Below are 14,983 nucleotides of genomic sequence, written 5' to 3' on the forward strand. Positions count from 1 at the left end.
CGGCATCGGTGTGCGGTGGCTCCTGTGGACGGCGGTCAAGGGGCCTGGAGGGAGCGAGGGGTTCTGCGGCGGGCGTGGGCCAGGAGGATGGAGGAGAGGGACGGCAGATGGCAGGCGGCGCGGTCGAGGGGGCGCAGGGGGCGGGGGACGTCGTGGTAGGGGGCGCCGGTCAGGCGGATGACGTCGAAACCGGAGGCGGTCAGGAAGGCGCGCAGCGCACGGGCGGTGTAGAGGCGCAGGTGGCCGACGACCTGGGTGCCGGGGCGGCCGTGGATATGGCGCAGGCTCACTTCCGAGAAGACGGGCTGGATCCCGGCGAGCAGCAGGCCGCGGTTGTACCAGGCGGCGAGATTCGGGGTGGAGAGCATGAGGTGGCCGCCGGGGCGCAGGATGCGGTGCAGTTCGTCCAGGGCGGCGTCGGGGTCGACGAGATGCTCGATGACCTCGCTGAAGAGCACGGCGTCGGCGGAACCGGTCGCGAACGGCAGCCCGCCGTCGGTCAGTTCACCGCGTACGGCGGTCAGCTCACCGGGGGCGCTCGCGGGGATACGGGTCCGGGCGCGGCGCAGGGCGTCCTGGGACCAGTCGACGCCGACCAGGCGGTGTCCGGCCAGGAGGCGCGCCGCGGTGGCGGCCGCGGTGCCGTCGCCGCAGCCGATGTCCAGGATGGTGGCGGGCGGCGCCCCGGTGCGGCGGGGGCCGAGGGCGCGCGCCAGGAGTGCGGCCTGGCGGGTGCTGCGGGCGGGGCCCGAGGCGACCGGAACGGCGGGGTTCTCGTAGAAGTCCCGCAGTCCGGCCGGGGGGTGGGCGGCGCCGGTGGTGGGCCGGGTCATGGGGCGGCTCCTTCGGTGGCGGCGAGGGAGGCGGCGAAGAGGGCGCCGAAGCGGGCGCCGGCCGCATCGTCCAGCAGAGCGCGCGACCAGCGCAGCGCGAGCTGGATACGGCCGCCGACCGAAACGGTGGTGACCGTCAGCCCGCGCGGCATCCGGGCCGGGGCCGAGAACCACACCGCGGTCGGCCGTCCGGCGTCGCCGAAGTCGAGGGGATAGGGGAGGCGGCCGATGTTGGAGAGGAGGGTGGTGGAGGTCCAGGGGGCGGCGGCCGTACGGAGTGCGCGGGTGGCTGCGCCGCGCAGGCCGACGGGCGCGACGGGGAGCGTCAACAGGGTGCCGGGCAGCCCGAGTTGGGAACCCCGGGTGGCCTTGAGGGCGCGGGTACGGGCGGCCGTACGGCGCAGCAGCAGGGCGACCGCCTCGGGATCGGGCGGATCGGCGGCGAGCAGGTCGGCGTCCCGTTGCTCCTCCGGGCCGAAGCCCACCGGGATCAGCCGGGTGCCGTTGCCGATGGGCATCTCGCCGCCGCGCGGCCGGTCGTCGACGGGCATGGTGACGATGACGGGGCGGGTGGGCCGGCCGTGCAGCCGGTTCCAGCGGGCGACCGTGAGGCACGTGGCGACCAGGAGCTGGTCGTTGACGGTGGGGGGCGTGGTGCGGGGGGCGGCATGGGGGGTGTTCGGTGCCGGGGTGTCCTCGCGGGGTGGTCTGGTGGGGACGGGAAGTTCGGTGATCAGCATGCCGTTGGTGTGGTCCGTGGGGCCAACGGGGGCGGAGGTGGTGACGAGGACGGTGGCAGGTACGGGGCTGGGGCCCTCGGTGTGGGAGTGGTCTCGGGGGTGCGGGGGACGGCCGGGGTCGTCGTGGTCGGGGGCGATACGGGCCGGGCGGACGAGACCGGGGCGGGCAGCCGGGGCGCGGTGCCGGGGTGGGGCGGTGCGCTCCGGGGTGCGTACGGGAGGCGGGGCGGGGGAGTTGTCCGCGCCCCCGTACAGCTCGGCGGTCGTGGCAAGGACACGGAGGCAGGCCGGGCCGTCCAGGGCGGTGTGGTGGAGGGTGAGGACGAGGACGGTGCCGTCGGCCGCGTCCGGATGGCGTTCGACCACCTCCAGGCGGACGGGGGGAGAGGCATCCAGGGGCGGGCATGCGGTGAGGGCGCGCTCGCGGGCGCGGACGAGGGCGTCCGGGCCGGGGGGCGGGAAGACGACGGGGTCGACGTCCGGGGTGGCGGTCAGCTCCCACTCGTAGCGGCGGCGCCACCAGCTCACCGGGGCCTGGCGCATCAGGATCCGGGGGTGGCGCAGGAGGGCCCGGTGGAACGCGGTGCGCAGGCGCGTGTGGTCGATCCGGCCGGGCAGATGCACCTCGATATGCACGGTTTCGGGCTCGTCGTCCCGCAGACAGTGCCGGGAGATCTCGTCGACGAGGGGGAAGGGGAGACGGGCGACGGCCGGGGGGCGGGGGGTGCTGGTGGGGGAGGGGACCTGGCTGTCCGGTTCCTGCCCGTCCGGTTCCCGCCCCTCCGGTTCTGCCCGGCCTTCGGGCTCGCGCCGGTCCGGTTTCTGCCCGTCCGGTTCCCACCCGTCCGACTCCGCCCGCCCGTCGGGAGCCCGCCCGTCGGGCCCCCGTCCGTCCGGCTCCCGCCGCGGCGGCTCCCGCAATGTGGTCACTCTTCCGTCTCCTCCCCCAGGGGCCGTGGGCCCGGACGTCGTTGCCGGTGGGCCCAGTTGGGGCCGTTGCCCGGTGTCCGGCCCCGGGCCTGGAGGGGGCGTCCGGCGATGGTCGGCGCGTCGGGCCCCGGCCGCGCCGTGTCCCGGTCGCGGCGGGGAAGCGGGGGGAGGGACGCGCCCGGCGTGCCCGAAGCGCCGTCCGTCCGGGCCGCCGCTCCCCCGGGCACACCAGGCGCACCAGGCACACCGAGCACACCAGGCGCACTCGGCACACCCGCCGCCCCCGGCGCCTCCCGCACCGTCACCACCGCCGCCGCCAGCGCCGCCAGCGCACACCCCTGCGCCACGGCGCCGAACGCCCCCCGGCCCGCGGCGACCGGTTCGCCCGCGCCGAAAGCCGCGGTGATGCCCGCGCCCGTCATGGCCGCGAAGGCGACCGGTGCCAGGAACCGCGGCCGGAAGCGGGCCACGAGCGCCAGCAGCGGCACCACCACCGCGAACGGCCCGGACGCCAGGGCCACCACGCCCGTGAGCGCCACCACGCCCAGCACCCACGACGGCGCGGGCGGCGCCACCGGAGCCGGCGGCGGGGTGCGCGGGGTACGCCGTATCAAGGCCGAGACGACGAGCAGCAGGACGCCCGCCATCCCGCCGATCAGCCCCAGGTCGTAGGCGGTCGCCGGAGCGTAGGACAGCTCGACGGTGCCGCCCGCGCCGGCCGGGACGAGGAAGCCCTGCTGCCAGCCGTCCACCCGGAGCGGGGTCAGCGGCCGTCCGTCGAGGGTGGCGTGCCAGCCGTCGTTGGCGTTCTCGTACATCTGGAGGTAGACGGCCCTGCCCGCTCCGACGGCGACCGTACGGTGGTCCCCCGACCAGTCCTCGGCCCGCACGGTGCGGGCCTGCGCGGCCGACCCGGGGGCCGGCGCCGCTCCTCTGCTCAGCGTCACATCCGTGAGCGCCAGCGGCCCCTGGTCGCCGGCCTCCACCCGGTGCCGCCCGGAGGGCAGCGTCAGCCGTCCGTCGGGGGCCTCCCCGGCGCACAACTGCACGGTGACCGGCCGCCGTTCGGTCAGATCGCGGAGGTACCCGGAGGCCCTGGTGGCGTGCAGGACGCCGTCGACGGCGAGCATCGGGCCCTGGCCGCAGCCGACCGAGAAGCGCTTGTGGGCGGGCGGGGGCGGGGTGCGGTACGCGTCGAGGGCCGGGATGTACACCTCGCTGAGGCCGACCGGGAGTTGCAGGGCCTGGCCGGCGACCGGGTTGTGGAGGGTCAGTTCCTTGACCTTGCTGATGGTGATGTCGAGGCGGTCGGTGGTGATCGGGTCGAAGCGGGCCTGCCCGTACTCGTCGACCCCGGCGGTGGCCGCACCGTCCGGCGAATTGATCAGGATCTGCTCGGGCCGGGTGGAGATACCGCCGGCCGCGGCCAGCACGATCTGGTCGATCTTCTTCCTGCCGGGCCAGCGGAGGTGGAGCGTGGGGCGGTCGCCGGCGATCCAGGCGGTGGTCAGATCGCCGTCGACGAGATTGCGGGGGCTGAGCGACTGGCCGAAGCCGAAGCTGGTGGAGTCGGCGGTGGCGGTGATGCGGTCCTTCTGCTCGGGTGCGATCTTGTCCATCAGTGTGTCGAGCGCGGGGCCGGGGACGGCCAGGGCCTTACCGGAAACGGCGTAGGACGCGCCCGCGTCGGTATGGAACTGGCGGTGCAGACCGGTCTCGGCGGAGACGGGGGAGAGGCCGCCGGGGTCGCTGCCGCGGTGCAGGGAGACGGTCTCGGCGGGCGCATCGGCCCCCTGGCCGCTCGCGTCCCCACCGAGGGAACTCCCGGAACCTTCCGAACTCCCCGAACCTCCCGAACTCCCCGGACCGGTCCGGGAACTCCCCGAACTCCCCGCACTCCCTGTGCCGCTCCGGGAACTCCCCGTATCCGTCGGGAGTTGAAGAAGACGAGTGACCTGCACGCCGGGTACGGAGATCTCGCGGAAGCCCGCACCCGAGAGCCCCGCTCGCGGCGTCTGGGAGCCCAGGATGGTGAGTTTCAGCCAGGTCGCGGTCCCGGCAGGGGCCTTGACCTGCTGGGGGGTGCCGTCCGGGCGCAGCGGGCTGACCGCGCTGCCGCGGTCGGTCTCGATGCGTACGGACGTCGGGGCGGCGCGCAGGCCGTCGCCGGGCAGCGGGGTCAGGAAGAGCGACGAGGGGACAGCGGTGGGCTTGGTGAAGGCGATACGGATCCACTGACCGACGGGGTCGCCCGCGCTGCCCTCCGCCCAGGCGGTGTCCGGGTTGCCGTCGAAGGCGTTGACCGGGTCGTACTGGGGGAGGTGGAAGAGCCAGTTGCCGCTGGTGGAGGCGGTGACGGAGGCGGCGCCGCGCAGGACGGCGGTGGTCTGGTGCGCGATGCCGGTGGTCGGCAGGATCTGCCGCGGCGGCCGGCCGGGGTCCTGGACGCTGTCGGGGTGGTTGGTTTCGGTGGCCGTATAGGTATAGGACGTATTGCTGTTGACCAGGCCGAAGCGGGTGTCGGCGCGGCGCAGCCCGTCGGCGGTCAGCTGGAGCGGCACGTTGCCCAGGCCGGGGTGGTTGTCGCCGGTCAGGACGGTCGGCCGGTCGCGCAGGGTGGGGTCCGCCGAGAGCTGGAGCAGTGATTCGGGGCCGCCGCTGAGCTGGGCGGTGTCCGCGACGGCCTTGGCGGTGACGGGTCCGGGCGCGGGCGTGCCCTCGGGCTCGTAGATCTCGACCGAGCGCTGACGCGGATACAGGCCCTGGACCTGCACCGGCGCCTCGGCGGGGATCTTGCCGCTGGTGGTCAGCGGGCCGAAGGCGACGGCCTTGCGGTAGCCGGACGCCTCCAGGGTGCGTTTGACGGTCTGGGGCGGCACATAGCCGATCTGGTCCGGGTCGAGATCATTGCGTACGACGACGTCATGAATGCCCGCACGGCCCAAGTAGTCGCGCAGTCCGGGGACTTGGGCGCCGGTCATCAGGGCCTGCTCGACGGCGTCCAGGGTCCGGCGGGCGCCCGGGGTGCCGAACGGGACGAAGTCGCGCTGTGCCCAGGGGGACCGGGCGAGGACGTCGAGGGGTTCGTCGATGGGCGAGCCCCAGGTGTAGATGCCGTGGGCGGTGGCGGGAACGACCAGGGCGCGGCTGTGCGGGGTGTGGGTGCGCAGCCAGCCGGCGGTGCGTTCCCAGTAGCCGGGCAGCCGGGTGAAGGCGCCGGGCTGGAGGACGGTGCCGGTCAGGAAGGGGAGGGCGAGGGCCGGGAGGACGAGCACGGCGGCCAGAAGGGCGACCCATCGCGAGGGGAGCGGTCCACGGCACGATAGACGGTGACCGGCGGCGGTGCGGCGGGCCCCGCTCCCTTCGGCCCGGCTGCCACGTCCCGCGGCGGCCACGGCAAGGACATGCGCCAGCCCGAGGGTGAGCGCCAGGGCCAGGCCCGGGGTGAATTTGTAGATGTTGCGGAACGGCCGCAGCCAGCCGTTCAGCCAGTCCTGCCACAGCCCGTGGACGGGGCCGCCCAGCGCACCGCCGTATCCGGCCAGCGCGATCAGGGCGACGCTGAGCACGGTCAGCAGCAGCCAGCGGCGTTCGGGCAGATCGCGGCGGGCCAGCCCGGCCAGGCCCAGCGCGGCGGCCAGCGCCGAGCCCGCCACCGCGCACCAGTTGGCGGTCATGGTCCAGCCGGCCGGCAGCCAGGGCTGTCCGAAGTTGAGGTAGCCGACCCAGTTGCCGGCGCCGCGCAGCAGCTCGGTGGCGGACATGGTGCCGGTGGTGGTGTCCGCCTGCTCGATGAACGGCATGAAGTTCTCGCCGTGGATGCCCAGCAGCAGGAGGGGGACGACCCACCAGGCGGTGGCCAGGACGACGCCGGGCAGCCACCAGGCGAGCAGCTGCGGGCGCCGGGGTCCCGTACGGGAGAGCAGATACAGGCCGACGGGTAACAGGGAGGCCAGCGTCGAGGCCGCGTTGACGCCGCCCATGAAGGGGATCAGCAGTGCCGACCGGGTCGCCGCGATACGGGCCCCGGTCCGCGGGTTCGTCAGCGGCAGCAGCACCCAGGGGAGCAGCGCGCCGGGGAGCGCGGCGGCGGAGGTGGAGCCGATGACGACGGTGTACGTCGGCCACAGCGCGTAGCAGGCGGCGGCGAGCAGCCGGGTGGGCGGGGTGCCGAAGCGCAGCCGTTCGGCCAGCCGCAGCGCGCCCCAGAAGGCGGCGGTGACGATCAGCGACATCCACAGGCGTTCGGCGAGCCAGACCGGCAGCTGGAGCAGATGCGTCAGGCCGTAGTAGGGCAGGGTCGGGAAGGCGTAGCCGAAGTACTGGTCGGCGAGGCCGCCGAAGCCCGCCCGGTCGTGCCACAACTGGCCCAGGTCGGCCAGGAATCCCCAGGGATCGGTGGTCACCCCCAGCTTGGTCTCGAAGGTCATCTTGCCGGGCGAGGGGGCCAGGAAGCCGATCAGCGCGAGGGCCCAGAAGGCGACCAGCCAGCGCCTGCCGCGCGGTGCGTCCGGTGGCGGGGCGGAGGTCGGCAGGGCCCGGTCGCCGGTGTCGGGCGATCCCGGGGACGGGGAGGGCCGCAGGGTCTGGGTCATGGCAACCGCCGGAGGATGAGGAGAAGGTTCCAGGTGGCGACCTCCCGGACACCCGGGAGGCGGGGGAGGGCCTCGGCGAGGAACGGTGCGTAGCGGGAGCGCGCGGTGACGATCGCGACGTCGTCCCGGGCCCGTACCTGCCGCAGGGTGCGGCCGATGTGCACGGCGAAGAGATTGACGCCCAGGGTGTGCTTGGCCGGTCTGCCGGTGCGCCGGAGGTAGCGCCTGCGGGCCCGCTCGGCGCCCAGATAGTGCCACGGTGCGGTCTCATGGCCGCCCCAGGGGGACAGCCAGTTGGTGAAGGAGACGTAGATCAGCCCGTGGGGTCGGGTGACGCGGACCATTTCGCTCAGGAAGGTCTGCGGATCGGCGACATGCTCCAGGACGTTGGAGGAGAAGCAGATGTCGGCGGCGCCGTCGGCGAGCGGCAGCAGATAGCCGTCGGCGACCACCGCGCCCTCGGGGATGCGGCCGCGTGCGGTCAGTTCCGCCGTATCGGGCTCGAAGAGCAGGCCCTGGGCACCGCGCCGCCGGAACTCCTCGGTGAAGTGCCCGCTGCCGCCGCCGACATCGGCGACCACCGCCCCCTTGAGCGGGGCATGGCGCTCCACCTGGTCGGCGGCGTCCCGGGCGAGCAGCCCGTAACAGTGTTCCGGTGCGCTCTGCTCGTCGAGGAAGGCGCGGAAGAGGGCGTAGGACCTGCGCAGCGAGGGGTCGCGCACCGGGCCCTCACCGCCCGGGCGGAGCGGTGAGGAACGCCTCCGCGGCGACCGCGCGGAAGTCGGCGACCGTATGGCTCCACCGGAAGTGGGCGGCGCGCTGCTCCGCGGCCAGTGCGAAGGTCTCGCGGCGGCGGGAGCTGAGCGCGAGGGTGCACCAGTGCGCGGCGAAGGCGCTCTCGCCGCGGGCCAGCAGGCCGGTGACGCCGTGCTCGACGGAGTCCCGCAGCCCGGGGATGTCGAAGCCGACGGCGGGCGTACGGCGCGCGGCGGCCTCCATGACCACCAGCCCCCAGCCCTCCACCAGCGAGGGATGCAGCAACAGCCAGGCGGAGCACAGGAGTTGGTGTTTGCGGTGTTCGGAGATCCGGCCGGTGAAGGTGACGTCCGGACCGGCCAGCGCCGTCAGCCGGGCCCGCTCCGGGCCGTCGCCGACGATCACCAGCCGGCCGCCGGTCACCGGGCGGACCCGCTCCCACAGCCGCAGCAGCAGATCGATCCGCTTGTACTCGACGAGCCGGCCCATGGCCACGAAGAGCGGTTCGGGCGCCTTGGGGGCGAGCCGTCCCGGCTCCTCGACTCCGTTGTGGACCAGGCGGATACGGTCGCGGTCCACGCCGAGGGTGTGCAGCGCGGCGGCGGTCGAGCCGGAGACGGCGACCATCAGATTACGGCGATGGGTGCCGGCCAGCGCCCAGTGCTCCAGCCTGCGGCCGAGCCGGGCGGCGGGCCGCGGATAGCGCATCCCCCACAGATCCGTATGGACGTGGTTGACCAGGCACAGGGTCGGGCCCCGGTGCCACAGCGGCGCCAGGTACGGCATCCCGTTGCACACCTCGACCAGCAGATCGCAGTCGCCGACCCGGCGGGGCAACTCCCGTGGCGCGCGCAGGAAATGCCCGGCGTCGCCGCCCGCAGAGATCACCCGGTAGCTGCGTTCGACGGGGGTACCTCCCTGCTCGCGAGGAGCCGAGAGCTTGGGGGCCGGCCCGCCGCACAGCAGGGTGACGTCGTGACCGTGCGCGGTGAGCCCGTCGGCGATCTTGTCCACCAGGAGCTCGGAGCCGCCGGCGGCGGGATTGCCCAGGTCGCGGCGGGCGAGGAAGACGATACGGCGGGGGAGCGGTGGCCCGGAGGGGGACGGGCCGGGGGCGGGCGGCGCGAGCGGGGCCGTCCGGACGGGGGACGGGACGGGGTGGAGAGGCGGCGGGGACGGTTGTACGTGCTGGGGCATGTGCGCTCCAACTCGTCTCAGGGTGCGGTACCAGCGGTGGGGGACGTACTGCGTGCTGAGTCGTACTGAGTCGTGCGGGGCGGAGCGGGCGGTGCAGGCCGTGCGGGGCGTTGCAGGCGGTGCGACGCGGGTGGTGCGTGCGGTGCGACCCGGATGGCGCGGGGCAGGCGTGGTGCGGGTGGTGCCGATGAGGGTGGTGCCCGGGTGTGGTGCCGGTGTGGGGTGGTCAGTGTTCGCCGCCCCCGGGCGCCGGGGCTACTCACCGGGGTGACAAAATCCCCGGCCGATTGTGCTGACGGTTCATCACTTCGCTCAGGACCGGCCGTCCGGATCCCCCAAGTTCTCGGCTTCGCTCGAACAGGGAGGTGCCCCCACCCCCCGCACCACCAGCACCACCCCCACCAGCGCCAGCAGCCCGCCCGCCCCCGCCGCACCCCACGGCAGCGTCCCGCTCACCAGCGCCAGCTTGTCGCGGTCCGCCTCCGCCAGCCGCACCTGGGCCCGCCGCGTCGCCGGCGTGAACCGCAGCCGCTCACCGCGCAGCAGGGTCACCGCATCGGACCGCGCCCCGGGCGCCCGCAGCGTCTTGAGCGGCGAGATCGCGGCATCGATGATCCGGCCCGTACGCGGCTCCGCGACCAGCTCGATCCGGGAGTTCGCATACCACTCCTCGGCCTGGATCTGCCCCTGCCGCGGCCGCCCCACCAGCCGCCCCGGCACCTGCCGGCTGCCCGTCCGGGTGGCCGGCACGCTCCCGGTGAAGCGGTATCCCGTCACCCCCCAGGCCGTCGTCGTCCCGGTGAAACGGAGCGGCACGGCGGCCCCCAGCGTGTTGTCCCACCAGCGATAGCCCCGCTTCTCCAGATCGAAGGGGAATTTGAGGTAGGCATCCCCGTCGAACCGGGTCGGCGCCTCCCCGCAGCAGTGCACCGGTCCGTTGCTGCGCCGGTCGGTCACCCACCGCTCGGTGGTCCACTGGAACGCCCGCCGCGGATCGTGCAGCGCCAGCGTCCCGGGGGTGTCGACCGTCGTGGACACGTCCCACACCGCCCGCCCGCTGCGCTCGCTCGCCGCGACATCGCCCAGCACATGCCGGGTGATGGTGATCTTCTGCCGCTGCCGGGTCAGCAGCGCCTCGGCGTCGAAGTAGCTCCCGGTGCCGGTGAAGACGGTGGTGACATCGACATCGACCGGGGTGACCTTGGCCCGCGGGGTGACGTACCAGGCCAGCAGCGGCGCCAGGACCAGCAGAAACACCCCGATGCCCAGGACGAGCAGCGAGAGCGGCGAGGCCCTGCGGGCGGCGGCGGGCGCCCCCGGCTCGGGCGCACGGGAAGGCGGGTGGGCAGGCGTACGGGCAGACGGATCGGCAGACATACGAGCACTCCTGGAAGCGGGTGAGGGGACACGCTCTGGTGCACGTGCGGCGGCGCCGGGTCCCGTCCGGCGAAAGCGGGCCGGACGGCCCTGGTGCCATGGGCCGGGAACGTAAGCGAACTCTTGACAGGGCGTCAATGCCCTTCCACACTCGGCAGTCGCCACGACTGCTGTGTGCCGCGCTGTGGGACGCGGCGCCGGGCCGGCCGCGATGCCCGCGCACCGCGGCCGCGCCGTGTGCCGTACCAGCCCCGACGGGGACCGGCCATGGTCCCCGGCATCGACGAAGGGCCGCCGCGCCATGCACCGACTGCTCGCCGCCGCACTGACCGCCCTGGCCGCCGCCGCACTCGCGCTCGGCGCCGCGCTGGCCGTCGTCGCCGCCCTGGATGCCGCCCCGCGGCAGCCCAATGTGCCGCTGGTGACGTTCGGCCGTACCGGCGCATAGGACGCATCGGACAGACGGAGGAGGCCCGGCCATGGTGACCGCCGTACGCTCCGCCTGGCGGGAGGTCCCGCCCCGACAGGTGCGCCGGTTCGCCGCGCTCGCCCTGGGCGAGGTGCCCGCACTGGCCGAGGGCATCCTGCACGAGATCCGCCGCGAATTCCCCCAACTTCCCCTGGTACTGGACGAGTTCGGGGAACCGCGCGCCCTCGTCGGCATCCGTCAGTCGCTGGAACACTTCGTCGCGCATATGACCGAGGGCCTCGACCGGCCGCATGTCCACCCCCAGGTCTTCCAGGAGTTCGGCCGCGACGAGGGCATCCAGGGCCGCAGCCTGGACGCCCTCCAGGCCATCTACCGCCTCGGCGTCAAACTCGCCTGGCGCCGCCTCGCCGAGATCGGCCAGCAGGTCGCCATCCCGGCACCGGCCATGTACGAACTGGCCGAATCGGGCTTCGAGTACCTCGACGGACTGGTCGCCGCATCCGTACGCGGCTACGCCGAGGCCGCCGCCCGCCAGGCCGGGGAGCGGCTGCGGCTGCAACGCCGCCTGATGGAGCAGCTGTTCGCGGCCCGCGGCATACGGTCCCGGCCCGGCCGCGGCGGACCGGCGCCGGCCGGCCGGCACGCCACGCTCGCCGAACGCGCCGCCCGCATCGGCTGGCCGCTGCCCGAACGCGTCGCCGTCGCCGTCCTGCTGCGCCCCGCCCGCGCGGCGGTCGCCCCCGCCGTCGCCTCCGACGTCCTGCTGGACATGGACGGCGAACGGCCCCGGATGGTGGTCCCCGAACCGGACACCCCCGGGCGCCGCGCCCTGCTGGCCCGCGCGGCGGCCGGCTGGTCGGGCGCCATCGGGCCCGCCGTACCGCTGCTGGACGCCGCCAAATCGCTGCGCTGGGCCGGGGCCGCGGTCGACCTCATGGAACGCGGACTGCTGCCCGCGGGCGAGCTGTTGCAGTGCACCGACCACACCGAGGCGCTGGTTCTGCTGCCGCCCGAGGAACTGATCGAGGACCTCACCCGCCGCCGCCTCGCCCCCCTCGCCCGCTGCGGCCCCACCCACGCCCGCCGCCTCGCCGAAACCCTCCTGGCCTGGCTGGAAACCCGCGGCGGCGCCCCCGACGTCGCCGCCCGCCTCGGCGTCCATCCGCAGACCGTCCGCTACCGGCTGCGCCAGATACGGGAGCTGTGGGGCACCGAGGTGGACGACCCGGACCGCCGCTTCGAGCTGGAACTGGTGTTACGGGCGCGGAGGTTACGGGGGGAACTCGGCTGACGCCCCTCGCCCCGGCTGCGGCGTGCCGCGCCCAGCGGGTCACGCCCGGCAGCGCCGTGCCGCACCTGGTGGTCACGCCCGGCCCGACGCCATCCGCGTGACCAGCACCTCCATCCCGTCCAGCAGCCGCGCCAGCCCGAACTCGAAGAGCGACTCCAGGTTCACCACGTCCTCCTCGATCCCGTCGACCCCCGCATACATCGGATACGTACCGGACCTGAGGATCCCCTCGAAGGCCGGCTCCATCGCCGCCATCCACTGGTCCTGGTCCATTCCGGTCTCCTGCTGGGCCTCCAGCTCGTCCTCCAGCCCGGCGGCCGTGGACAGCACGAAGCCCAGCAGCGTCATCGCCATGTGGATCAGCGTCACCGGGTCCATCCCCGCCACCCGCGCCATCGTCCACTCGATCAGGGCCATCGCCCGCGGCATCGGCTGCGGCCGGGTGATCGACAGATACTGCGCCAGCCACGGATGCCGCTGATAGAGCGCCCATTGCAGCCGAGCCCCCGCCTCCATGCGCTCCCGCCAGCCCTCCGGCGCCGGTTCGGGCAGCTCGACCTCGGCGAACGCCGCGTCCGCCATCAGCACCACCAGCTCGTCCTTACCGGCCACATGCCGGTACAGCGCCATCGAGGACGCCCCGAACTCCGCGGCCACCCGCCGCATCGACACCGCCCGCAGCCCCTCGGCATCGGCCACCTTGACCGCGGCCCGCACGACGCGTTCGCGGCTCAGCCCCGTGTCGGTCTCCCGGGGGCGGCGCTCACGCGGCGGTTCGGCGCGCGGGGTGCGCGGCGGTTCGGCCACGACCGTCCCCACGCCCGGCACGGCCCGTACGACCCCCTCCTGACGCAGCGTCGTCAGCACCTTGGTGGCGGTCGCCATCGCCACGCCCCACTCCTTGGTGATCCGCCGCGTCGAGGGCACCCGGTCCCCCGGGCCCAGCTCGCCGGCGTCGATACGGCGCCGGATCTCCGCGACGATCCGGCGGTAGGGCGGCGGGGCGGACGGCTCCACGGGGCGACCTCCGTACTAGTGCACCAGGGGATATGCGGCTGCGGTGAGCGTAGCAGCGGGGGTGCCGGACCGCCTTTGCCGAGGGCCAGTGCACTAGTGTGACGTACCCCTAACTCCCTTTCCCTGCCTGCTGTTTGCGCCGTAAGCGGCGCATGCTTACCGTGTCCACCATGACGTTTACTCCGTACACATCCGCACCCCGGGCGGGCCGCCGCGAATGGACCGCCCTCGGCGTCCTCCTGCTGCCCTGCCTGCTGGTCTCCATGGACGTCTCGGTGCTCTACTTCGCCGTGCCGTTCCTGACCCAGGAGCTCAAGCCCAGCAGCGTCCAGCAACTGTGGATCCTGGACGTCTACGGCTTCGTCCTGGCCGGCCTCCTGATCACCATGGGCGCGCTGGGCGACCGCATCGGCCGCCGCCGGCTGCTGATCTCCGGCGCCCTCCTCTTCGGCCTCGCCTCCGTCCTCGCCGCCTACGCACAGAGTGCCGAAACCCTCATCGCCGCACGGGCGTTGCTCGGCGTGGCCGGTGCGACCCTGATGCCGTCCACCCTCGCCCTGATCCGCAACCTCTTCCGCGACGCCACACAGCGCGGCAAGGCCGTCGCCATCTGGTCGGTGGCGATAACGGGCGGGATCGCCGTCGGCCCCGTGCTCAGCGGCGCGCTGCTGGAACACTTCTGGTGGGGCTCGGTGTTCCTCATCAACACCCCGGCGATGGCACTGCTGTTGATCTGCGGGCCGCTGTTGCTCCCCGAGTTCAAGAACCCGGCCGCCGGCCGCTTCGATCTGCCCGGCTCCCTGCTGTCGCTGCTCGCCATGCTGCCGGTCGTCTACGGCATCAAGGACCTCGCCCGCAACGGCCTGTCCGCCCCGCCGCTCCTCGCCCTCGCCGTCGGCCTGCTGGCCGGCGCGGCCTTCGTCCGCCGCCAGCGCACCGCCCGCCACCCGATGCTCGACCTGGAACTCCTCCGCCACCGCGGGTTCAGCCTCTCGGTGCTGATGAACCTGCTGGCGATGTTCGCCGTCGTCGGCTGCGCGGTGTTCTTCACCCAGTACCTCCAGTCCGTACGGGGCATGCGCCCCCTGGAGGCGGCGCTGTGGAACCTGCTGCCGACCCTTGCCGTGGGCGGCACGGCGGCCGCGGGCGCCGCGCTCGCCCGGCGGATGGACCGGGGGTACGTCATCGCCCTGGGATTCGTCATCGCGGCCTGCGGCTTCTTCTGGCTGTCCTGGCTGGAGCCGCACTCGGCCCTGTGGTTCGTGCTGGTCGCCTCCTCCGTCTACGCCTCGGGCCTGGTGATGGTGATGTCGCTGGGCAACGAGCTGGCCCTCGGCGTCGCCCCGCCGGAGCGGGCCGGGTCCGCCTCGGCGGTGCTGGAGTCGGGTACGGAGCTGGGCGGTGCGCTGGGGATGGCGCTGCTGGGGAGCCTCGGCAGCGCCGTCTACCGGGGGGACATGGACGGTGCGCTGCCCGCCGGGCTGCCCTCGGGGGCGGCGGATGCGGTGCACGAGACGCTGGCGGGCGCCGTGGCGGTGGCCGGCCATCTGCCGGGCCGGGCGGGCCGGGCCCTGCTGACATCGGCCCGCGCGGCCTTCACCGACGGGCTCCAGTCGGCGGTGCTGGCCGCGGCGGGCGTGATGGTGTGCGCTGCGGTGCTGGCGGTGGCGCTGTTGCGGGGCGTGCGGATGGGGACGGCGGAGCCGGAGGGGGGCGATCGGGAGGGCGCCGAACGGGGTGCCGAGCGGGAGGCGCCCGTTACGGATCCGGCCGGCGCCGCGCCCTTGGGGTGAGGCCGGGCCGCCGATCGCCTCCGG

The 14,983-nt window shown here is 74.3% G+C and carries 10 protein-coding genes; 3 read left to right on the forward strand and 7 right to left on the reverse strand.

The features are described 5' to 3' along the window. Positions 1-35 precede the first annotated feature (35 nt). From SNA_RS07480 to pgfA, 6 genes are all read right to left on the reverse strand, one after another. The gene (locus SNA_RS07480; protein WP_030068445.1) at positions 36-833 is read right to left on the reverse strand and encodes a class I SAM-dependent methyltransferase; all 798 of its coding nucleotides are present in this window, start codon (positions 831-833) and stop codon (positions 36-38) included. Beyond that, a complete protein-coding gene (locus SNA_RS07485; protein ID WP_198534994.1) occupies positions 830-2,503 on the reverse strand; it encodes a condensation protein in 1,674 nt (557 codons plus the stop codon). The genes SNA_RS07480 and SNA_RS07485 overlap by 4 nt, the downstream gene beginning before the upstream one ends. After that, entirely contained in the window at positions 2,500-7,098 is a 4,599-nt protein-coding gene (locus SNA_RS07490; protein ID WP_044363912.1) for an alpha-(1->3)-arabinofuranosyltransferase domain-containing protein, read from the reverse strand. The genes SNA_RS07485 and SNA_RS07490 overlap by 4 nt, the downstream gene beginning before the upstream one ends. Continuing rightward, the gene (locus SNA_RS07495; protein WP_030068441.1) at positions 7,095-7,820 is read right to left on the reverse strand and encodes a class I SAM-dependent methyltransferase; all 726 of its coding nucleotides are present in this window, start codon (positions 7,818-7,820) and stop codon (positions 7,095-7,097) included. Before SNA_RS07495 ends, SNA_RS07490 begins: the two co-directional genes overlap by 4 nt. A gap of 7 nt (positions 7,821-7,827) precedes the next feature. After that, on the reverse strand, positions 7,828-9,051 hold the full coding sequence (locus SNA_RS07500) for a glycosyltransferase family 4 protein (protein ID WP_044363914.1): 1,224 nt from the start codon (positions 9,049-9,051) through the stop codon (positions 7,828-7,830). Between the two features lie 312 nt (positions 9,052-9,363). After that, positions 9,364-10,428, reverse strand: a complete 1,065-nt coding sequence (pgfA, locus tag SNA_RS07505; protein WP_078969749.1) for a cell envelope lipid trafficking protein PgfA — start codon at positions 10,426-10,428, stop codon at positions 9,364-9,366. A gap of 301 nt (positions 10,429-10,729) precedes the next feature. Here pgfA and SNA_RS43115 point away from each other — a divergent pair, with 301 nt between their 5' ends. Then, positions 10,730-10,876 (forward strand): hypothetical protein, encoded by a 147-nt coding sequence (locus SNA_RS43115; protein ID WP_198534995.1) that lies wholly within the window; start codon positions 10,730-10,732, stop codon positions 10,874-10,876. Between the two features lie 31 nt (positions 10,877-10,907). After that, positions 10,908-12,149, forward strand: coding sequence for a PucR-like N-terminal domain-containing protein (locus SNA_RS07510; RefSeq protein ID WP_044363916.1), 1,242 nt, complete (start codon positions 10,908-10,910; stop codon positions 12,147-12,149). A 72-nt stretch (positions 12,150-12,221) separates the two neighbouring features. Here the strand turns inward: SNA_RS07510 and SNA_RS07515 are convergent, their stop codons facing one another. Then, complete coding sequence (locus tag SNA_RS07515; RefSeq protein ID WP_030068435.1) at positions 12,222-13,166, reverse strand: TetR/AcrR family transcriptional regulator C-terminal domain-containing protein; 945 nt, start codon at positions 13,164-13,166, stop codon at positions 12,222-12,224. 170 nt (positions 13,167-13,336) lie between these two features. Between SNA_RS07515 and SNA_RS07520 the strand changes: the two genes are divergently transcribed. Continuing rightward, entirely contained in the window at positions 13,337-14,959 is a 1,623-nt protein-coding gene (locus SNA_RS07520) for an MFS transporter (protein WP_078969765.1), read from the forward strand. Positions 14,960-14,983 lie beyond the last annotated feature (24 nt).

The sequence above is a fragment of the Streptomyces natalensis ATCC 27448 genome (assembly GCF_000935125.1).
In the GTDB taxonomy this organism is placed as follows: Bacteria; Actinomycetota; Actinomycetes; order Streptomycetales; family Streptomycetaceae; genus Streptomyces; species Streptomyces natalensis.

Bases quoted from the DNA above. Each gene is read 5' to 3' on its own strand.
- SNA_RS07500 (WP_044363914.1), bottom strand. From the start codon at position 9,051: ATGCCCCAGCACGTACAACCGTCCCCGCCGCCTCTCCACCCCGTCCCG.
- SNA_RS07490 (WP_044363912.1), bottom strand. From the start codon at position 7,098: ATGACCCAGACCCTGCGGCCCTCCCCGTCCCCGGGATCGCCCGACACC.
- SNA_RS07510 (WP_044363916.1), top strand. From the start codon at position 10,908: ATGGTGACCGCCGTACGCTCCGCCTGGCGGGAGGTCCCGCCCCGACAG.
- SNA_RS07480 (WP_030068445.1), bottom strand. From the start codon at position 833: ATGACCCGGCCCACCACCGGCGCCGCCCACCCCCCGGCCGGACTGCGG.
- SNA_RS43115 (WP_198534995.1), top strand. From the start codon at position 10,730: ATGCACCGACTGCTCGCCGCCGCACTGACCGCCCTGGCCGCCGCCGCA.
- SNA_RS07520 (WP_078969765.1), top strand. From the start codon at position 13,337: ATGACGTTTACTCCGTACACATCCGCACCCCGGGCGGGCCGCCGCGAA.
- pgfA (WP_078969749.1), bottom strand. From the start codon at position 10,428: ATGTCTGCCGATCCGTCTGCCCGTACGCCTGCCCACCCGCCTTCCCGT.